This is a genomic window from Micromonospora sp. NPDC051196, assembly GCF_040682415.1.
Lineage (GTDB): Bacteria > Actinomycetota > Actinomycetes > Mycobacteriales > Micromonosporaceae > Micromonospora.
This window is the reverse complement of the sequence record NZ_JBFBAY010000024.1, coordinates 36,957-56,548: the sequence shown is the minus strand read 5'-3', so window position 1 is coordinate 56,548 and position 19,592 is coordinate 36,957. Positions and strand designations below refer to the sequence as shown.

Annotated in this window: 17 protein-coding genes; 5 read left to right on the top strand and 12 right to left on the bottom strand. The window is 69.9% G+C overall.

Features of this window, described 5'->3' with window-relative positions; translation table 11 throughout:
- Window positions 1–477: non-reducing end alpha-L-arabinofuranosidase family hydrolase (locus AB0M35_RS27390; RefSeq protein ID WP_363748893.1), on the top strand; the 477-nt coding region annotated here is incomplete at its 5' end.
- 109 nt (window positions 478–586) lie between these two features.
- Here AB0M35_RS27390 and AB0M35_RS27385 read toward each other — a convergent pair.
- From AB0M35_RS27385 to AB0M35_RS27360, 6 genes are all read right to left on the bottom strand, one after another.
- Window positions 587–1,456: a manganese catalase family protein gene (locus AB0M35_RS27385; RefSeq protein ID WP_363748891.1), complete on the bottom strand. Its 870-nt coding sequence runs from the start codon at window positions 1,454–1,456 to the stop codon at window positions 587–589.
- Window positions 1,457–1,550: 94 nt separating this feature from the next.
- The gene (locus AB0M35_RS27380) at window positions 1,551–2,678 is read right to left on the bottom strand and encodes a glutamate--cysteine ligase (RefSeq protein ID WP_363748889.1); all 1,128 of its coding nucleotides are present in this window, start codon (window positions 2,676–2,678) and stop codon (window positions 1,551–1,553) included.
- Window positions 2,665–4,449 (bottom strand): N-acetylglutaminylglutamine amidotransferase, encoded by a 1,785-nt coding sequence (locus tag AB0M35_RS27375; protein WP_363748887.1) that lies wholly within the window; start codon window positions 4,447–4,449, stop codon window positions 2,665–2,667. Before AB0M35_RS27375 ends, AB0M35_RS27380 begins: the two co-directional genes overlap by 14 nt.
- A gap of 103 nt (window positions 4,450–4,552) precedes the next feature.
- Entirely contained in the window at window positions 4,553–4,897 is a 345-nt protein-coding gene (locus AB0M35_RS27370) for a hypothetical protein (protein ID WP_363748885.1), read from the bottom strand.
- 1 nt (window position 4,898) lies between these two features.
- Window positions 4,899–5,981, bottom strand: coding sequence for a hypothetical protein (locus AB0M35_RS27365; protein WP_363748884.1), 1,083 nt, complete (start codon window positions 5,979–5,981; stop codon window positions 4,899–4,901).
- On the bottom strand, window positions 5,978–7,633 hold the full coding sequence (locus AB0M35_RS27360; protein ID WP_363748882.1) for a hypothetical protein: 1,656 nt from the start codon (window positions 7,631–7,633) through the stop codon (window positions 5,978–5,980). Before AB0M35_RS27360 ends, AB0M35_RS27365 begins: the two co-directional genes overlap by 4 nt.
- Before the next feature lie 259 nt (window positions 7,634–7,892).
- Here AB0M35_RS27360 and AB0M35_RS27355 point away from each other — a divergent pair, with 259 nt between their 5' ends.
- Together AB0M35_RS27355 and AB0M35_RS27350 are read left to right on the top strand one after the other, a co-directional pair.
- Window positions 7,893–8,636, top strand: a complete 744-nt coding sequence (locus tag AB0M35_RS27355) for a hypothetical protein (protein WP_363748880.1) — start codon at window positions 7,893–7,895, stop codon at window positions 8,634–8,636.
- Window positions 8,637–8,705: 69 nt separating this feature from the next.
- Entirely contained in the window at window positions 8,706–9,179 is a 474-nt protein-coding gene (locus tag AB0M35_RS27350) for a DUF4913 domain-containing protein (RefSeq protein WP_363748878.1), read from the top strand.
- 111 nt (window positions 9,180–9,290) lie between these two features.
- Here AB0M35_RS27350 and AB0M35_RS27345 read toward each other — a convergent pair whose 3' ends face one another.
- Window positions 9,291–9,806, bottom strand: coding sequence for a hypothetical protein (locus tag AB0M35_RS27345; protein ID WP_363748876.1), 516 nt, complete (start codon window positions 9,804–9,806; stop codon window positions 9,291–9,293).
- Window positions 9,807–10,044: 238 nt separating this feature from the next.
- Between AB0M35_RS27345 and AB0M35_RS27340 the strand changes: the two genes are divergently transcribed.
- Together AB0M35_RS27340 and AB0M35_RS27335 are read left to right on the top strand one after the other, a co-directional pair.
- Window positions 10,045–10,560 (top strand): fibronectin type III domain-containing protein, encoded by a 516-nt coding sequence (locus AB0M35_RS27340; RefSeq protein WP_363748874.1) that lies wholly within the window; start codon window positions 10,045–10,047, stop codon window positions 10,558–10,560.
- Between the two features lie 79 nt (window positions 10,561–10,639).
- Complete coding sequence (locus AB0M35_RS27335; RefSeq protein ID WP_363748872.1) at window positions 10,640–11,218, top strand: hypothetical protein; 579 nt, start codon at window positions 10,640–10,642, stop codon at window positions 11,216–11,218.
- Between the two features lie 8 nt (window positions 11,219–11,226).
- Here AB0M35_RS27335 and AB0M35_RS27330 read toward each other — a convergent pair whose 3' ends face one another.
- The 5 genes from AB0M35_RS27330 to eccE form a co-directional block, all read right to left on the bottom strand.
- Window positions 11,227–12,270, bottom strand: a complete 1,044-nt coding sequence (locus AB0M35_RS27330) for a DUF916 domain-containing protein (protein ID WP_363748871.1) — start codon at window positions 12,268–12,270, stop codon at window positions 11,227–11,229.
- Window positions 12,271–12,335: 65 nt separating this feature from the next.
- Complete coding sequence (locus tag AB0M35_RS27325; RefSeq protein WP_363748869.1) at window positions 12,336–12,968, bottom strand: hypothetical protein; 633 nt, start codon at window positions 12,966–12,968, stop codon at window positions 12,336–12,338.
- A gap of 76 nt (window positions 12,969–13,044) precedes the next feature.
- Window positions 13,045–17,220: an ExeM/NucH family extracellular endonuclease gene (locus AB0M35_RS27320; protein ID WP_363748867.1), complete on the bottom strand. Its 4,176-nt coding sequence runs from the start codon at window positions 17,218–17,220 to the stop codon at window positions 13,045–13,047.
- A gap of 191 nt (window positions 17,221–17,411) precedes the next feature.
- Window positions 17,412–18,104, bottom strand: a complete 693-nt coding sequence (locus AB0M35_RS27315) for a hypothetical protein (protein ID WP_363748865.1) — start codon at window positions 18,102–18,104, stop codon at window positions 17,412–17,414.
- A complete protein-coding gene (gene eccE, locus AB0M35_RS27310; protein ID WP_363748863.1) occupies window positions 18,101–19,591 on the bottom strand; it encodes a type VII secretion protein EccE in 1,491 nt (496 codons plus the stop codon). The genes AB0M35_RS27315 and eccE overlap by 4 nt, the downstream gene beginning before the upstream one ends.
- Between the last annotated feature and the right edge of the window lies 1 nt (window position 19,592).

Genomic DNA, 19,592 nt, shown 5'->3' with positions numbered 1-19,592 from the left:
AACATGTACCTGTTCTTCGCCGGGGACAACGGTCGGATCTATCGGGCGAGTATGCCGATCGGGAACTTCCCGGGCAGTTTCGGGTCGAACTACACGACGATCATGACGGACACCACGAACAATCTGTTCGAGGGTGTGCAGGTGTACAAGCTTCAGGGTCAGAACCGGTACCTGATGCTGGTCGAGGCGATCGGTTCGCAGGGCCGCTACTTCCGGTCGTTCACGGCGACGAGTCTGGGTGGGACGTGGACGCCGCAGGCGGCCACCGAGAGCAACCCGTTCGCGGGTAAGGCCAACAGCAACGCGACCTGGACCAACGACATCAGCCACGGCGAGTTGATCCGTAGCAACGCCGACCAGACGATGACCGTCGACCCCTGCAACCTGCAACTGCTGTACCAGGGCCGGTCCCCCAACTCGGGCGGCGACTACGGCCTGCTGCCCTACCGCCCGGGCGTACTCACCCTGCAACGCTAGGCGGCGATGACGCAGTCCCGCGCACCCTTCTCGGGCAACGGTCCGAAATCAGGAATGGCGTGAAGTGGGAGCGGGCGGGCTCGGCGCAGGCCGAGCCCGCCCGACGCGGTCAGGTGACCTCGCTTTTGACCTTGTTCATCACGCCCTGCACGATCCCCGGATCGGTGCCGTACAGGCGCGGGTCGCCCGGAGGCAGGACGGGTTCCGGCGCGTGCGCGCGGGGACTCTGGTCGTAACGGAACTCCCCCTTGCCGTCCGGTGCCGGTCCGGAGGCCCAGCGCCCCTGTGCGGCGTCCCCGTGCGGGGAGAAGTCGAGGTACGTGTAGCTGAACTCCCCGGTGAGGTCCGGCGAGTCGGGGAAGGCATCCGGCACCGGCATACCCTCCAGGCCGTCCTCCTTGAGCTGCTCGATGGCCGCCATCCACATGTTCTGGTGCATCGTGTCGCGGGCCAGCAGGAACCGCAGCATCTGCTTTACGCCGGGGTCGTCGGTCATGTTGAACAGGCGGGACACCTGAAGCCGGCCCTGAGCCTCGGCGGTGACGTTGAGCTGGAAATCGGCCATCAGGTTGCCGCTCGCGGTGACGTAGTTGCCGTTCCACGGCATCCCGACGCTGTCTACCGGCATCGCGCCACCGCCACCGTGGATGAAGTGCGCCGGGTTCGAGCCGCCGTAGATCGCCCCCACCATCGGGTTGCCCTCGGCAGCCTCCTGTAGGGACAGCGGCGCGTGTTCCAGCAGCCGGGTGATCATCGTGGCGATCATCTCGACGTGGCCCATCTCCTCGGTGCCGACGTCGAGCAGCAGGTCCTTGTACTTACCGGGGAGTCGACAGTTCCAGCCCTGGTAGAGGTACTGGTTGGCGACGGTCATCTCGCCCCACTTGCCGCCCAGGACCTCCTGCAGCCGGCAGGCGAAAGCGGCGTCCGGCCCGTCCGGTTTGGCCTCGAACTGAAGGTTCTTGATGTGGCTGAACACGCGGCCTCCTCGTCGTCGAAACGCTGTCGAGGTGCCTTCCCGCCCCGGTGGCATCGGTGGGCCAACCGGTGGCCCGTCGGGGCCAACCTGCAGGTCAACCTGCGACGGTCTGGGTGATCAGGTGGTGCAGCACCGCCTGGACGTCGCCGTCGGTGCCGGCCATGACCCGACGTTGCCGGGTGGCTCCGGTGCCCTCCCGGCGCAGTCGGTCGACCTGTCGCAGCACCAGGTCGAGGTCGTCGTAGCGGGTCAGGGCGGGTGCGACGGTGTCGAGCAGGTCGTGGACAAGATCCCAGGCGGGCCGGGCACCACCGCCACACAGGTCGACCAGCACCCCGTCGAGCCCGTCATGGGCGGCCCGCCAGTGCGCGGCCGAGACCAGACAGTCGCGGATCGGAACGGGTCGCACGCCGTCGCGTACCCGGTCGATCATCGTGGCGACGAGCGCCCGGACCAGTGCGGCGACCAGGACGGTGTCGTCAACGGACGGGCAGACGTCGCCGACCCGCACCTCGACGGTGGGGTACGTGGCCGACGGGCGGGCGTACCAGTAGACCATCCCGGCATCGAGCATGATTCCGGCCGTGATCAACTCTTGGACCGTGGCGTCGTAGTCGGCGACCGACTCGAAGTGCGGGGTGGGCCCGATGCTCGGCCACCGTTCCAGTTGCATGGACCGCCAGCTGTTGTGGCCGGTGTCCCGACCGTCGTACAGCGGCGAGTTGGCGGTGAGTGCCTGCACCACCGGCAGCCAGGGACGCAGGTGGTTGCACACCTGCACGGCCAGTTCCCGGTCCGGCACCCCGACGTGCACGTGGCAGCCACAGACCGCCGGGTCGTGCGCGACCGGCCCGAAGCGGCGGGACATCGCGTGGTACCGCTGTTCGTCCGGCACCGTGAGATGGGCTTCGCACACCGGTGTGGCACCCACCGCCACCAGCCGGGCTCCGACCGTCGATGCGGCGTCGGCGGCGGCGCGACGCAGGGCGATCAGGTGCTCGCGCAGTTGCGTCAGGTCGGCGCAGATCGGGGTGACCATCTCCAGCATGCTGTGCCGGAACTCCTGCCGGCTCTGCCGCCGAGCGGTGCCGGACAGAGCGGCGAGCACCTGCTCGGCGACGGGCATGCTCTCCCCGGTCTGCGGATCCAGCAGCAGGAACTCCTCCTCCACACCCAGGGTGAGGGCCTTGCCCCGTGCACCGCCGCGACTACCGGACGCCATGGGTCTGGAGCCAGAGTTCGAGTAGCCCGAGTTGCCACAGTTTGTTGCTGCCGGCAGCCGCCTGCGCCGCCTGCGGGTCGGCGAGTAACCGCTGCACGTACTCGGGTCGGAACAGGGCGCGTTGCCGTGCGGCCGATGCCCGGAGCGCCTCGACGACCAGCTCACGCACGGGCCCGTCGACGTTGCGCAACGCGGGCACCGGGAAGTAACCCTTCGGTCGGTCGATCACCTCTGCCGGCAGGACCTGGCGGGCCACCTCCTTGAGTACGCCCTTGCCGCCCTGGGCGACCTTGTGCTCCGGCGGGCAGGCGGCGGCGAGCGTGACGAGGTCCTGGTCGAGGAAGGGCGTACGCACCTCCAGCCCCCAGGCCATGCTCATGCTGTCGACCCGCTTCACCGGATCGTCGGGCAGCATGAGATGGGTGTCCAGGCGTAGGACGGCGTCCAGCGCGGTGTCCGCGCCGGGCACGGTCAGGTCCGCGCCGACCAGGTCGCCGCTGGCATCACCGGGCAGGGCGTACGCGGGGCCGACGACCCCGTCCAACTCGGCGTGCTCGTGGTCGAAGAACACCTCCGCGAACGCCTCTGCGGCCCGGTGGCGGGGTACCTCGACGAAGGGCTGGTGATAGCCGTACCCGGCGAACACCTCGTCCGCGCCCTGCCCGGACTGCGCCACCTTGACGTGCCGCGCGACCTGCTCGGAGAGCAGGTGGAAGGCGACCACGTCGTGACTGCCCATCGGCTCGGTCATCGCCGCGACCGTCCGGCGTACGGCGGGGACCAGATCGTCGTCGGCGAGCTGAATGCGTTGATGGTCGGTGTCGAACGCGCGGGCCACCAAGTCGGAGTAGTGGAACTCGTCGCCGACCTCGCCGCCCCGGCTGTCGAAGCCGATGCTGAAGGTGCGCAGGTGTTCCTGCCCCGCCTCGGCCAGCAGCGCCACGATGAGACTGGAGTCGAGCCCACCCGAGAGCAGCACACCGACCGGCACGTCGGCGACCAGTCGCCGGGCCACCGCCGTACGCAGCGCGTCGCCGATCGCGGCCTGCCAGTCCCGGGCGTCCCAGCCGGTGTGGGCAGGCTGCCGGACGTAGTCGGGCCGCCAGTAGACGCGATCCCGGCTGCGCCCGTCGGCCTCGACGACCCGTACGGTCGCCGGTGGCAGCTTCCGCACCCCCCGCAGGATGGTCCGGGGAGCGGGCACGATCGAGTGCCAGGACAGGTAGTGGTGCAACGCCACCGGGTCGACGTCGGTGTCCACCTCACCGGCGGCGAGCAGCGCCGGAAGGGTCGACGCGAACCGTAGTCGGCCCGCCGTCTCGGCCAGGTAGAGGGGTTTGATGCCGAGCCGGTCACGGGCCAGCACGAGCCGTCGCCGGGCCCGGTCGACCAGGCCGACGGCGAACATGCCGACCAGATGGTCGATGAAGTCCTCACCCCACTGCGCGTACGCCACCAGGATCACCTCGGTGTCGCTGGTGGAGTGGAACGTGTGCCCGGCGGCCCGCAACTCCTCGCGTAACTGCGGGTAGTTGTAGATGCAGCCGTTGAACACCAGGGCGAGCCCGAGGTCCTCCCGCACCATCGGCTGGCTACCGGCCTCGGACAGGTCGATGATGGTCAGCCGCCGGTGCCCGAGGGCCACCCAGCCGTCGCTCCACCGGCCCGTGCCGTCCGGTCCCCGGGACCGCATCGCCTCGGTCATCCGGGTCACCGCGGCGGCGTCCGGGGTCGTACCGTCGAACCTCGCCTCCCCACTGATCCCGCACATCAGCGGCGCGAGGTGTGGCGTCCGGCGGCGAGGGACCTTCGACGGGCGGGACGGGAAGGCCGTGGTCGACAGCTTCGATGCGGCGTCATGCCTCCCCCTCGCCTCAGGCCAGCGAACAAGCACTCGCGGAACAACGGCTGACCTCGACCGTATGTCGGCGGGAGGTGCGGCCGAGACTAGATCGGTGAGGAGGAATGTCGCCGGCGGACGAGGTCAGCCAGGTTCGTACCTGGCCGTTCTGTTGCGGCGCACCGGCGAGGGTCCAGCCCGGACCGACGATGAGGCCACCGTCGAGCGGAAAGGTGCCGGCCGGCAGGTGCAGCGTCCCGCCCGCCGCGCCGGCCAGGAGGCGTTCGATCGCCCGCCGATTGGCCGCCGCATCGGCGGTGAGCGGCACGGCCGCCGCATCGGCGGTGAGCGGAATGTCGTGGCGGTTCGGTGCGGTCATGTCAGGATTCCAGCTCGACGACCTGGCAGGCGATGTCCGACACGCGACGTCGGGCCCGCTCGGCGGTCGGGTCGGCCAGCCCGAGCAGTACCGGTCCGTCGCCGGCCCGCTCGACCAGCACGTCGAGCAGGTCCGGTCCGGCTGGGGTGGTACGCAGCGGGCAGTCCGTTCCGTCGACCAGGTGCGTGGCGCGTACGACCAGACGGTCGGCGTCCGGTGGTCGGGTGAACGGCGACGCCTCGAACAGCGCGTACCCCGCGCCCCGCTTGGCTACCCGGACGGCTTTCAGCACGGTCTGGCCCTGCTGGCGGCGTAGCCAGGGCTGGGTGGGATGACGAAACGCCTCCGGTGGCACCGAGGCGACCGTGGTGCGCAGTCGGCAACGTACGGTCGATCCGGCCGCGTTGAGCACCACGAACCGGGACCGGGCGGGGCCCTCGGTGCGTCCCCGGGCCCCGACCAGTCCACCGGCGCTGACCAGGCCGGCGAGCTGTGCGGACGCCCCGTCCAGAGGAGGCCCGCCGAGGTTGTCGGCGGGGCCCTCGACCGCGGTCACCTCGACCCGGTTGATCCGTACGCCGACCGCCGCCAGCGGGCTGAGCGCCGACGCCGCCCACGGCGGCAGGCCGGCATCCGCCAGCTCGATGATCAGCAGTTCGTCGGCGCCCATCTCCTGCGCGCCCAGGTCGAACTCCACCCAGGCGTGGGCCTCCACCATCCGCAGTCGTCCGCGCCGGCGACTGAGCAGAGCGGCGGCCCGGGCGGTGCCCTGGGCCCGGACCATGATCAGCCGGGGCAGCTCCCGTACGCCCCGGCCCGGTATGACGGCTCGGGACCAGGCCGCCTGGGTGGCGGCGTCCACATGCAGATTGACCCGTACCCGGACCGGCCGGCCGCCGGTGCGTATCTTGAGCATGACCGCGCCGGAAGCGCCCTGGACCCGTCCGACGATGGCCGCACCTCGTGCCGTCTGGTCGGCGACCAGCACCTCGGGGTCACCGCCGCTGGTGAACACGGCGGGCAGTTCACGCGGCGGAGCCGGCTCGTCGAACTCGGTGGCGAACAGCGCCCCGGTAGCCGTCACCAGGCACCTCCGGGCCGGTGCAGATCCGTCCGGGTCAACACCGGCTCGCGGCGGTTCCACATCCGCTCGACGGCCTCGAACAGCGGATCGGCGTCGCTCTCGATGTGCCGGAACGCGACCTGCACGGATTTGAGCAGGTAGTCGGCGGGCCAGACCTCCCACTGCGGCACCTGCGGGGTGAACAGGTCGGTGGCGCTGCGGTAGAACCACAACCACAACCGGGCCCGCTCGACCTGCTCGGCGGAGATCAGCTCCTCCCCGCTGCCGAGGGCGCCGATCGCCGAGTCGAGAGCCTTCCAGTACGTCTCCGGGTCGTGCACGACGGTGGACAGCCCGCACTCGCTCCACTCGGACCAACCCGCCTGGATCACCGGGATGCCGTACGCGGGCAGCTCGTTGCTCACGCTCCCGCGCACGGTCACGCCGAGGTCGACGAGGCTCCACAGGCCGTTCTTGCTGAGATCCTTACTGGGCTGGAACACCATGTGCCGATGCCGGCCGTACCGGGCGGCCACCGATTCGAAGAAGCCGGTGCTGTCGTACCGGAACTGGCTCGGATGGTCCTGGAACAGCCACTGCACCTGCGACGCGGTGCTCGCGAACTGCGCTGTCTGCTCGAACCAGTCGGCCAGCGTGGGGAAGGACTGGTGATTGGTGCCCGGGGCGTCCGACACGGCATGGTTGAACACCGCCACCACCGGACGCGCCGGGTCGAAACCCAGCTGTGCCGCGAAATGGGTACGCAGCCGTGCCCGCTCTGCGCTGTTGTTGATGTCGACCGAGGCGCTGGCGCCGCCCCGCCACCAGCTCGGGCGACCCAGGTTGACCTTCGACCGCCAGGCGACCAACTCCGCGTTGCGGCGTACCTCCTCGCGCCGTGACCAGACCCGTTCGGCGAAGAAGGCGCCGATCTGCTGGGTGAGTTCGCCACGGAAGGTGTGCTTGCCGGTGTCGGTCTCGGGAAACAGGGCGTACGCCTTCAGGCACCCGGTCTGCTGGGTGTGCACGACCGGTACGCCGGCGCGCCGGGCGGAGTCCACCGCCAGGCCCCAGTGGTCGTAGTCGACGTGGCTGGTCACCAGGGCCACCGCCGACCCGTTCCCCAGCAGGGCGTCGTACGCCGACGAGATGGCCTGGGCCAGCGCCTGCCGCCGCTGGTAGCGCGGGTCGGCGGTGGGATCCTCGGGCGCCCGGGGGCGCTTGGTCACCCGGCAGTAGGTGGCGCTGACGAACTCCGCCAGGGTCTGCTCGCTGATCGGCGGACCCGGCACCAACGGCCTGCCGAACAGCTCCAGCCGTACGCCGCTCGGGTTGGCGGAGCGGGCCGGCCCCTCGACAAGACGGTAGAGGTCGATGACCTCGCTCGCGCCGTACGCTTCGGCGAGCCGTCGGACCAGTTGCACGTCGAACTCGGTCCAGAGCGCCTCGTGCCACATCTGCTCGACCCCGGTGACGACGACGAGCTGCGCGGGCACGATCCGACGGATGGCGTTGGCGACTGCCAGGTTCCGCAGGGCCACCCGGATGTCCTGGTGGAACACCTCGACCACCAGGTAATGCTGAGAGGGTGTGGCTCCCAGGTTCTTGCGCCAGTAAACAGAAGCGGCGTCGAGGAACCCCTCGAACGCCTTCTTGTCAGCCGTGAGCCACACCCGAAATCCGTCCTCACCCCGTATCGGCAACCAGCGTCGGGACTGTACGGCCTGGTTACGCACGGCACCCGAACAGCCGATGGCCAGCCGGTGAAGACGAACCTTTCGAATCGGGCCTGGTGTCCATCAGTGAGGGTGTCTGCGCGCACAAACCGGCAAAAAGTCTATAACGGGCACTCCTGAACCGTGGGCATGGGGGATCCGTTGAAGCGGCTAGCCGGCGGCCAATCGCGGACCGCCCTTCCGCAAGGTGGGGAACATGGATCAAGACGGGCACAGAAGGCATCGGACCGAGCGGGCCGTCCAGGATGCGGGCGGGCGTTACTCGCCCAACAGTTCCGCGAGCAGTGGCCTGGAGGACGAGCGGGATTTCGTCGAGGCCTCGCTCGCCCATCTGACCTTCGAGGAGACCAGCGACCTTCAGGCGCCCCAGACGGGCCCTGAGGGCGACGGCTACCACACCAGCTACAACGCCCAGTGGCTGGTCGACAACGACATGACGCCCGAGGAGATGGTCGCTCACGAGGGCACCCACGCGGGCAACGACATGTCTTACTCGAACGACGGCATGAGTATGTGGAATCTCAACATTCCGAATGACACGCCGGAGGTCCAGGGCGAGTCGGTAAATGGGCAACGAGCAACAATGGAATCAAACATGCATAAGCTGCGGAAGGAGGCCGATCGTGACCTGGAAAAGAAGAGGATCACCCCTAAAATGCATGGGAAGATCGCGGAAAGGGTGGATTACGCCCTAGGGCAGGGCGTGGTCATCGAATATTCCACAGTCGTCAACGAGCTTGCCGAAAGATTCAACAAGAAGATGAGCAAGGAAGATCGCGACAAGACGCGGTCGTACAAATTCCTGAGAAATTTGCGAGACGAGATCAGGGGGCCGCGCGTCTCGGGAACCTCGGAACACCGCAGCGTCGATCGCTCGTATCGCGGTCCGGTGCACCGTACGCAGGACGCTGTGAAAGATGCTGTGAAGAAGCGCCGATAACCGCCAACCGGCCAACCGGAGCCGCGCCCCGGCCGGCAAGTGATTGAAAGTGGAGAGGTTAATCTCAGGATGATCGTGGCTGGAAAATCGGACGAGGTCATGCCGGAGTTCGAAACGGACGACGACGAGCCACCGCTGGAAACTCCTCTTCCTGTCTTTGTCGACGAGCCGAGCGCTCCGGAATTCATGCCCTACCTGCAGGGGCGCCGACGGTTGGAGGCCCAGCGCGCCCTGACGCAGTGGGTGCATCAGTTGCTGGTTCCGGTCTACTTGAGAGAGGTGACGTCGGCGGCGCCCTGGTGCACCCGGTGGTGGCTGCATCCTGAGGCGGTCATGCAGTTGCATGGGCTTCATCTGGCCTGGCGCGAGCTGACCGGCCCGGGAAGCGCCCTTAGCGGCCCGGCCCACTGGCATCGCGATTATCTGGGCCCGACCTTGGCCTCCCTGCGTGACCCGGCCGGCACATTCGCCGGCTGCAAGCCCGGCCGGCACCGCGACAAGCCGCCACCAGGCGCGGTCGGTGGCCAGCCGGATGCCCCGTGAACGGCAAGTTCCACCGACGCGGGATCGATGGCGTCTGACCTGCTGAAACGCTGGTCAGGCGCCATCGCGTCTCGTCCTGGGAGCGCCGTGCGGGGCGTCAGCGGGCATCCGTCACCAGCTGGGCAGCATCGAGCCGGTCAGTCGACCGCCGAAGCGGTAGACGACACACATCACGTCTCGGTCGCCGTCGGCCCAGGTCTCCACCGTCGGCATGACCGGGTAGAAGCGCAGCCCTTCGCCGAGGTCGTCCGGCCAGATCCGGGTGAACAGTTGCCGGCAGGCGTCCCAGGCGAACTCGCGCAGCGCCGCCGGATTCCAGTCGGCGTCGTCGTCGGCGTGCACGAAGCCGTACGCCTGGTTGTCTGCACTCAGTGCGCAGGGCCGGTAGATGACGACGCCGCCGCCCGCCTCCGGCAGGTCGGTCGGATCATCGAAGCACTCGCCGCCTTCGATGTTGAGAATGCCTGGTGTCTGCGCGGTGATGAAGTTCTCGTCCTTGGCCACCGCAGGGGCCGGTGTGGCACTGCCGGCCAGGGTGGCGAGAAGTGCCGCCGTGCAGAGCAGGGCGGCGGGCCCGCGCATCGGACGGCGCGGGACCTGGTCAGTGGCGGTGTCCTGGTTGGTCATAACGCGCCGATCGTACGAACGCGATTCCTGCGGGCGAGCTATCCACAGGTGTCGGCCAGGTGACGCGATGGCCAACACCGGCTGGTCGGGCCAGCGACATGGCGAGTGTTCATGTTCCGGAAAGGATCTTGTAGCTGTCCGGTTGAGCGGGACTGGGCCAATGACGACGGCGCCCCGACCGCACAACCAGTGGTCATGGGCGCGCTGTCCACCTCCTTATTGAAGGGTGACCAGAGTCGTGACCGACCAGAAGCTCCCCTGGCGCATCGGGGCCCGACGGGCGAAGATCGTGGCGATCGGCGCCGCGGCACTGCTCGTCGGGGGCGTGGCCCTCAGCCCCGCCGCCTTCGGTGATGCTCCGCCAGCCAAGTTCCCGGCCGCCGAGATTCATAAGCCGTCGCCGGTGCCGGACCGGATCATGCTGACCCCCACCGCCACCCCGTCCACCTCGCAGCGGGTGACCTGGCGGGCCGAGGCCCCAGCCGAGTGGGCACGGGCCGAGATCCTTGAGGCCCCCCGGGCCCTCGTCGGTGGTGTGCCGTCGTCCACCAGCGTGGTGACCCGCCTCGCCGCTCTCTCCAGCACCCCGGTCAACACCACGCTCGGGTACGCCTCGACCTACCACACGGTCGAGTTCACCAACCTGAAGCCGGACACCCGGTACACGTACCGGGTCGGCGACGGCACCAACTGGAGCGAGTGGATCGACTTCGCCGCCACCCTGGTCGACAACCTGATGCGTGGCCTGCGCTGACCCTCGTCGGGAGTGACTGGTCGACCGGGCCGTGCGCCACGGGGCAGCGGAAACGCCGACGGCGGTCGATACTGCGGAGATGACGCGGCTGGTTCGGATGCTGACCATTGTGGCGCTGGGGGCGGCGCTGGCCGCCTGTGACCGCGCCCCTGCGGACACCCCGTCGGCCGCACCGACGGCACCCTCACCGTCGGCATCGCCCGGCGACCTCGCGGTCCCACCTCTGCGACTGCCCAGCATGACCCCCGACGGCACCTGCCCGGCCGCCGAACCGCAGCGCTGGACCAACCCGGGCCAGGCCCAGCGGGTGCTGGGGCCGGGACCGGTTTACCCGATCGCCGACTACTTCTCCGGCGGAGCCCTGCCGCTGCGCCCCAGCGGCCGGCAGGCCGACGGCAGCTACACGGCGAAGGTGCGCTGGCTGGCCGCCGGCTACACCGGCCCGGTGCTGGTACGCGCGGGGCGCATCGACGCACCCGGTGCCGCCTCGGCCGAGTTCTCCTACCTCGGCGAGCCTCGCGACGACGGCCACCACGCCGTGCTGACCAGGCCGGAGACCGACCTGCCGGGCACTACCACGGTCGACGGTCCGGGCTGCTACGCGTACCAGGTCGACGGCACGTCGTTCAGCTACACCATCGTGTTCCGCGCCGGCTGAGGCGCAGCTCAGCCGACCGGGGTGGTCCGGCGGCCCTCGGCCCGGCCCTCTTCCCGCGCGCTGGCGAGCAGCTGAGCCAGCCGCCGCCGACGGCGCCGGGTGATGACCCGGTAGGCGAGGACGAGCAGGCCGATCAGGAGCAGCAGCGCCAGTTGCGGCCAAGGGACGATCCAGGTGGTGACGGTCGCGGTGCCGGGCCGAATCTCGGCGCCGGTCGGGTCGCCACCCTGAACGGCGGGCGTGACCGAGACGGTGGTCTTGAGCCGGCCGAGCCCCCAGACCCCGTCGACCTGGGTGTCCACCACCTGTACGCCGCCGGGCAGCGTTTCGGTGACCTGGGTCAGGTCCTCCTGCTTGACCAGGCCGAACAGTTCGCCGACGGACACCTTTCCACTGCCGGTCAGCGCGACGTTGCCGTCGTTCTTCGCGGTGTAGCCGACCTTGAGGGTGCCGGCGGAGAACGGGTTCCACGAGGGCGTGTAGGTGGTGCTGAGGTCACTGATCGCCACACTGGCGGTGACCGTGCCGCTGGCCCGCAGCATGACCCGGAAACCGACCCGGCTCTCCACGGCGACAGTGCCGCCGGTGCTGGTGACGGTGGCCGCGATGCCCGCCGGGTGGTCGCCGGGGGTGGCGTCCGCCGGCACGGTGATGGTGAACGGCACCACCTTCGTACCGCCGGCCTCGACGGTCACCTTCTCCTGCACGGTGATCCAGGTGCCACCGTCCACCGACTTCTCGTTCGAGGGCAGCATGTTGAAGCGGCCCTTGTCGGTGAGGTATCCGTCGGCCGCCTTGAGGGAGAAGACCACCGCCGAGTCGCTGAAGTTGCGGACCGCGAGGTGCTCGGTCACGACCTGGCCGGGGTCGAGGGTCCGTTCGATGAACCGGCGGCCGTCCGGGCCGTTGCGGTCGGCCGGCTGGACCGCCCAGGTGACCGTGGGACTGGTCGGTTCCGCCATTGCGCCGGCTGACGAGATCGGCACGATGGCCAGCACCACGGCCAGCACGGCGAGCATCCGGGTCAGTGCTCGCAGCAGGGTTCGGATCATGGCGGTTTTCCTTTGCGGGAGGAGCGGGGTGGGGGAGCCACGCCAGGTGGCTCCCCCCGATGGATCTACTCGAACAGGGACAGGGTCAGCGTCGAGGTGTACTTGCCGGCGGCGACATCCGCCGGGGTGCGCAGGAACAGGTTCGCGTTGACGGTGTACTCGCCACCGGCGACCGCTCCGGAGTCGAAGGTGGAGACCAGCAGTTCCTGGTCGACCAGACCCACGTTGTTGCCCGGCTGGGTCGGCTCGTCCACCACCGTCACGACCTCTTCACCCTCGCTGACCAGACCGGTGTCACCACCGTCGATCAGCTTCGGCTTCCAACCCAGGTGCCCCGCGCCGATCGGCGCCTGCTCGGCGTCACCGACGAAGTCGGAAGCGCTGCCCAGCACGGCCCACGCGGCACCCTCGGGCACCTCGTCGGCCGTGCGGGTGTCGGTGACCGTCACCGTCGGCAGGGTGCCGACGAACTGACGGACCAGCAGCGTCGACCCGTCCTCGGACAACGCCACCGAGTCGGCGGCGACGGTCATCGCCAGCACACCCGGCTCGCGGATCTCCTCGATGTCGACGGTCACCCGTACGTCGCTGCTGTCGACCGGCTCGGCCGAGGCCGGTCCGGCGAGCGCCACCGACCCGGCGAAAATGGCGCTGGCCGCGGCGGCCGCGAACAGTCGCCGGTGGTTCCTTCTGTGCATCCGTTGCTCCGTTGTGCGTGTCTGTTCAATTGGGGGTGGTGGCGGCGCCCGTTGGACGCCGCCACCTGTGGTCGAACTAGCCGCAGGTGATCGCGGCGTACGCCGACTCGACCTGCGCCGTCACCGGCTGGCCGTTGACGGTACCGGTGATCTTCACCGTCGAGGTGCCGGCCGACACGGTCTTCGCCCGGCTGTTGAACGCCTGGTACGCCGTCTTGCCCGGGGCGAGATCGGCGACGATGCGCGACCCGTACGACGTGACCAGTTCGATGCTCAGCGCCACGTCGTCGGCATTGCGGGCGCTGACCGAGACGTACGCGTTGCTGCCGATGCACTGGGTGCGGGCCTGCACCTCGACGTCCCACGCCGGACCGCCCTGGCCGATGCCGGAACGGGGGGTGGTGTCGGCGGTGACCGGCGAGTTGGCGGCGAGGTAGTCCACCAGCATGGTGAGGTCGTTGTCGCCGGTGGTCACCCGGTTGGTGCCGCCACCGAGGGTGGTGAAGTTGTCCCCACCGGCGGCGAGGAACGAGTTCACCGTCACCCGGTAGGTGGCCGCCGGGTCGATCGGTGCGCCGTCGAGCTGAATCGAGGTGATCCGCGAACCCCGTTCGGCCTGCGGATCGTAGGTGTAACTGAAGCCCTCCGACACACCCAGCCACAGCACCGGGCGGGACGCGCCCGTCGGCTGCCACTGCTGCTCCAACACCTGCTTGATCTCCGCGCCCGTGTAGGACTTGGTGACCACGTCGTTGGAGAACGGCTGGACGGCGAAGGCGTCGGCGTAGGTCACCGTACCGTCGGTCCGGTACAGCAGGTCGGCCCGCAGACCGCCCGGGTTCATGAAGGCGATCTGCGCCCCACCCCGGCCGGCGGCGGAGGTGCCCGCGAGCTGCACGTCGGCGATGAAGTTGCCCAGCGCCGACTCCTTGCCCCGGTCCTCGTTGCCGTCGGTGTAGGCCCGGCGGATGTCCGCGGTGATCTCGCCCAGCTTCCGCTGGCCCAGCTCCTGCGCCCGCACCTTGGCGGCGGCCACGATGTCGGCCACCGCCGGGTCCTGCGGCGCACCGACCACGTCCACCAGCGCCGCGTCGGCGGCGGTGACCGAGTTCGACTCCGGGTCGAAGGTCAGCGTGACCTTGCCCAGCCGCTTGCCGTAGTCCTCGGCCTGCACCACCGGACGCAGCTTGTCGGTACCCGGCACCGGGACCTCGAAGGCGTACGGCTGGTGGGTGTGACCGCTGAAGATGGCGTCGATGGTGGCGTCGACCCGGGTGAACTTGCCGAAGACCGGGTCGTTGGCCAGCGCCTCGGCGGAGTCGATGTTCTCCGTCGCGGCACCCTCATGGGCGAGCAGCACCACCACGTCGGCCTCACCGTTGGCGGGGTTGCCGTCCTTGAGCTGACCGGCGACGAGGTTGGCCTCGACGACCGGGTCGCGGAAGGTGATGCCGACGATGCCGTCCGGGCTGACCAGCGAGCCGGTCTGCTCGGTGACCACGCCGACGAAGCCGACCCGTACGCCACCGATGCTGCTGACCGAGTACGCCGGCAGCGCCCGGGTGTCGTCCCGGTACACGTTGGCACCCAGCAGCGGGAAGTCCGCCCGCTCGGTGACCCGACCGGTGAGGTCGGCCATGCCCTTGTCGAACTCGTGGTTACCGACCGCCGAGGCGATCAGACCGGCCGCGTTCAACGCGTCGATCGTCGGGTTGTCGTCGTCGATCGCCGAGATGAAGGTGGACGCGCCGATGTTGTCGCCCGCCGACACGAACGCCGTGTTCGGGTTCTGCGTACGCAGCTGGTTCACCAGACCGGCGAGCTGAGCCGCCCCACCGGCCGGCTGACCGCCCACGGTGGCCGGTGATTCCAGCCGGCCGTGGAAGTCGTTGATGCTCAGCAGTTGCAGGTCGACCGGGTTGGCCCCGGTGTTGATCCCGACGACCAGCGGGTTGTGGTCGCTGGCCCGGTACGGGTCCGGCGCGTAGAAGGCGGCCAGCCCGTCGTACTGGAAGGCGTACGACTCGACCGCGTTGATCTGCCACACGTCCACGCCGGTGACCCGGTCGGCCAGCGACGGCGAGGCCAGCGCGTGGTCGAGCGAGCCGGACTCACCGTTGAAGACGTAGCTGGTCTTCCCGGTGTTGTTGAGGTTGCGGTAGTCCCGGCCGTAGAGGACCTGCATCGGGTCCTCCTGGGTGTACGCGTTGAAGTCACCCAGCAGCAGTACGTTGTCGGTGTCGCTGTCGGCCTTGACCTGGTCCACGAAGGTGGCCAGCGCGGTGGCCTGCCGGACCCGGTCGCCGTTCCAACCACCCTGACCGTCACCGGAGTCGGCGTTGTCGCCGGCACCGGCACCGCTCTTGGACTTGAAGTGGTTGGCCACCACCACGAAGTCGAGCGGCCCGGAGGTGAAGGTCTGCGCGATCGGCTCGCGGGCGTTGAACCAGACGCTCTCGTCGTTCACCGACCGCGACGCCCCCTTGGGCTGCGCCTTCGCCGGCTTGAAGATGATCGCGGTGGTGATGAAGTCCTGCTGGGCGGCGCCCGGCAGCTCGGTCGGGGTGCGAACGTAGTCCCAGGTACCCGCGCCGTCGGCAGTGTTCAGGGCGGCGACCAGGCGCTTGAGCGCCCGCTGCGGGTCCGAGGCGCTGAACCGGACCGAGTTCTCGATCTCCTCCAGTGCGACCACGTCGGCATCCAGCGCGCTGATCGCCGAGACGATCTTCGCCTCCTGCTTGGCCAGCGCGGCCTCGTTGGCGGCACCACGCGCGTCGCCACCGAAGTGCACGAAGTAGTTCAACACGTTGAAGCTGGCCACCCGCAGGTCGCCGCCGACGTTGACCGGGGCGGCGGTACGCGGGTTGGTGATCTTGAAGGTGGTCCGGTCCGCAGGCCGGGTGTCCGCGTCGACCGGCCGAGTGGGCTGAAGGCGCCACTCGTTGAAGCCGTACGACAGCACCGACGGCCCGAACGCCTCGACCGAGTCGCCGACCCGCAGCGGGCTGTCCATCGACACGTACGGCGGCAGCAGCCCGGCGGTGGCCAGGTTGGTGGTCCGGCCGTCGTCGAGCAGGACCCGGCGGGCCTTGTTGTCGGCGGCGATCTGGCGGGCCGCCGCCGAGTTGGGCCGCGCGACGTCGGTCGGCGTCAGCGCCGGCTTGTCACCGGCGGCGAGGGCCACCTCGCCGTAGCGGTTGGTGTTGTAGACCTCGGAGACGGCGTACGCGCCTACCGGGGCGACCAGCATCGACTCGACCGACTCGCGGGCGTCATCGGTGAGCGGAAACTCCACCGGCACCGGAGTGGGCAGCGGCGCGCCCTGCTCGCACACCTGCACGTCGCCCCTGGCGGCGATGGTGAGCTGGGTGAGCCCGTTGAACTCGTTCGCCGTACCGCTGACCCGGACCCGGTCACCGATGGTGACCGCCGGGTGGTTGGCGGTGTTCGTGGTCAGGTAGACGAAGATGCCGTCCGAGGCGGTGTCGGCGGCGACGGGACGCTCCCCGCCGCTGCCCGCCGTCTGCACGTACACGCCGTTGTAGCCACCGGTGCGGTGGTCGGCGGTGACGATGCCCTCGACGGTGACCCGGGTGCCCGGCACCGGTGTGGCGGCGCCGGTGCCCTGGACCTGGGCGATGGTGTGGCTGACCGCGACGTCACAGCCGACGGGCGGGTCGCCCGGCCCCGGGTCGCCCCCGGCGGTGTTGCGGACGCCGAAGCTGTTCGGTGCGGGCGCCTTCCAGACGCCGTCGATCTTCTGGAGCGAGTGCCCGACGGGGGTGTTGCTCGACTCCTTGACTCCGATGTCGGTGCCGGCCAGACCGTTCGCCGGCCCGCCGACCGCGGTGAAGGTGCCGCCGTAGGTGATGAACTCGGTTACCGAGTTGCTGGGCGAGACCAGTGCGACACCGTCGGGATCGCCGTTCTGGATGCCGTTGACCGGGTAGTCGGCGACGACCACACCGGACTCCGGCACCATGCCGGTCAACGTCCTGGTGTTGTACGCCGTGCCGTTTCCGCCGTTGTAGAGGACGATCTGCCAGCCGCTCAGGTCGAAGCCGGCCGGCGCCTCGATTTCGATCGCCTCGCCGACGTCGGTGCCGGCGTTGTCGTAGTGGATCTCGCTGAGGAACGGTGTGGCTGACGCGGGCGCGGCGAAAGCGGTGGTGCCACTGCCCAAGAAGAGCGCAGTGGCGGTGACCAGTACGCCCGGAATTGTGAGTTGCCGCCTGCTTTTTCGTAGCTGCATCTGCTGGGCCTCCGCGGGGCCTCCGAGGGTGTTAGACCGGTGGAGGATAAGCGGCGCAAGTGTCCGCGCGGGAGCCACCAGATGTACTTATTCGCGAAAACAAGGTGGTCACTGGCCTGCGTGATTGTGCTCGATTCGCGGAATGTGGACACCGGGCCCGGCGGGGGCGGCGACCGGACGGCGTCGGCGGCTCAACTACCCCGGGCGACCGGCCCGATGAGCTGACGTTCGGTGCCGGTCATGCTGAGCATGACCCACTGCACCTTGCCCTTGGTGATCAGGCCGACCATTTCCGGATGGAGCTGGGTGAACCAGCTCTGCACGCTGGCCAGGCCGAGGGCGTTCGCCGCCGTGGCCGCCTCCGGCTCGGTGAGCCGCTGGAGCACCACGATGTCACTGCGTACCAGCAACTCGACGTCCCAGCCGGCCAGATCGTCGCGGACCACGAGGGTCGCCCGCCAGGGCGCGCTGAGGTTGGTGTCCGGCCCGGTCACCGGCCCGGTGTCGATCACGACGAGCTGCGGTTCGGTCGGCGTCGCCGGCAGCGGTGGAGGCACCCCCGGCGGAAGGAACGAGGCGATCTCCCGGCCGATGACGCAGCGGCGCAGGAAGGCGTCCCACTCCTGCTCCCGGGCGGTCTGGATGAACAGTCGAGCGCCGAGCGCCAGGGCCCGGAAGGCGAGCAGTTCCGCGACACGTACCCCGCCGGTCAGCATCAGCCGGGTCGGCTCGGCCCGGAACACCCGCAGACCCACCGGCTCCTGCTGGCGATTGCGGCCCACCACCAGGCCACCGCCACCGGCGACCAGGCGCAGACCGGCCACGGTGGGACCGTCGGTGACGTGCAGCCCGATCCGGCTGCCGGGGAAGGCGACGTTGTTCACCGCAGGAAGCCTCCGAGCGGCAGGGTGGCGGCCACGCCCCGGGCGTGCTCGCCGTCGAGTCGTTGCAGCCGACCACCATGACCACGGATCGCCTCGTGCAATGCGGTGTCGGCGGCGGTCAGGGCGGCGGCGTCCGTACCGATCAGCCGGAAGGCCACCTCGACCACGGCTTCGTCGGCACCGTGGCGACCGGGCTCCCGGGCCAGCGCGATCGACACCACGCCGGCTGCGGCGGGCAGCCCGCGTAGCAGCGGGTCCACGTCCCAGGCATGGTCGGGCCAGTCGAGCAGCCGGTGGCAACTCTGCGGGGTGCCCTGTGCCGACCAGCTGCGCCAATTCTCCCGGGCCAGCGGGCGATCCCCGCCCACCGGCTCACCGGTGAGGTGGGTCAGGTTGGCGACGGCGGCCAGCACCTCGTCACGGTTGAGCAGCCGGGCGGTAACCCGCTCCTGGCGAAGCTGGCGCCGGGTCCGGCGGATCGCCGCGGTCAGCGCCGGACGCAGGTCACGGTCGGCGTGGAAGTCCGGGGTACGGGGTGCCTGGAGCACCACCCAGGCCTGCCGGCTGGCAGGCACGTTCCCCTCGGTCAGCTCGCGGTACGCCCGCTCCACCGCCGCCGCGCGGACCCGGGGCGCCGGGGTGACCTGGATCAGCACCTGCACCGTCACCGGCGGAGTCTTGGGGTCGGCCGCCGGAAGCAGGGACACCGGCGACGGCAGCGCCTGCGGCGCGCCCACGAGCAGCGCACCCTCGGTCGGGTCGACCTCCAGCACGGCACTGAGCCCACCCCGATGGGTCAGCAGCACCGCCGGCTGGTCGTCGATCTCGACCTGTTCCAGCTCCACGCTGCCTTCCAGGTGGGTCAGCAGCTGCCATCTGGTGTCCGGTCCCGTTGCGTTGAGCTGCCGGCGCCGACCCCGGTAACTCCACCAGACCGCCAACCACTGGTAGATCCACCGGCCGCGGTACCGCAGCACGGTCGGCGAGAGCAGCAGCAACACGGCAGCGGTCACCCCGACGGCCAGCGGGGCGCCGTGCCCGGTGGCCGCCAGCACCGCCGCCCCACCGGCCTGCCAGGCCACCAACTGGGCGACGTGGATGCCGGCTACCCGAAGCGGCCGCCGGTACGGGCGTACCACCGGGGCGGGCGCTGCCGTGGGCTGCGGGCCGCTCACCGCCTCCGCCGCCGTCGGTGCGGTGGCGGCGGTCGCCCGCCGGGCGGCGGGCGCGGCCTGGACCGCCGCAGCGGTCTGTGCGGTCGCAGTGGCCTGCGCGGCGGTGGCGGCCTGGCTGCTGTACGCGGTGCCGGCGGTCGCCCGTCCCTGCCCTCGTTGGGTGGCCCAGCTGTGCACCGACCCGGTCCCGCCGACCGTCGGTGCCGGTGCACCGGCCTGCTGCGGCGGTGTCGTCTGCTGCTGCGGTGCCGTTGCTCCCGGGTGATGCTGCCAACCCGGATCGCCCGGCCGTGCCGCGCCCGGATGAGTCACC

Bases quoted from the DNA above. Each gene is read 5' to 3' on its own strand.
- AB0M35_RS27380 (WP_363748889.1), bottom strand. From the start codon at position 2,678: ATGGCGTCCGGTAGTCGCGGCGGTGCACGGGGCAAGGCCCTCACCCTG.
- AB0M35_RS27375 (WP_363748887.1), bottom strand. From the start codon at position 4,449: ATGTGCGGGATCAGTGGGGAGGCGAGGTTCGACGGTACGACCCCGGAC.
- AB0M35_RS27370 (WP_363748885.1), bottom strand. From the start codon at position 4,897: ATGACCGCACCGAACCGCCACGACATTCCGCTCACCGCCGATGCGGCG.
- AB0M35_RS27355 (WP_363748880.1), top strand. From the start codon at position 7,893: ATGGATCAAGACGGGCACAGAAGGCATCGGACCGAGCGGGCCGTCCAG.
- AB0M35_RS27350 (WP_363748878.1), top strand. From the start codon at position 8,706: ATGATCGTGGCTGGAAAATCGGACGAGGTCATGCCGGAGTTCGAAACG.
- AB0M35_RS27345 (WP_363748876.1), bottom strand. From the start codon at position 9,806: ATGACCAACCAGGACACCGCCACTGACCAGGTCCCGCGCCGTCCGATG.
- AB0M35_RS27335 (WP_363748872.1), top strand. From the start codon at position 10,640: ATGACGCGGCTGGTTCGGATGCTGACCATTGTGGCGCTGGGGGCGGCG.
- AB0M35_RS27330 (WP_363748871.1), bottom strand. From the start codon at position 12,270: ATGATCCGAACCCTGCTGCGAGCACTGACCCGGATGCTCGCCGTGCTG.
- AB0M35_RS27325 (WP_363748869.1), bottom strand. From the start codon at position 12,968: ATGCACAGAAGGAACCACCGGCGACTGTTCGCGGCCGCCGCGGCCAGC.
- AB0M35_RS27320 (WP_363748867.1), bottom strand. From the start codon at position 17,220: ATGCAGCTACGAAAAAGCAGGCGGCAACTCACAATTCCGGGCGTACTG.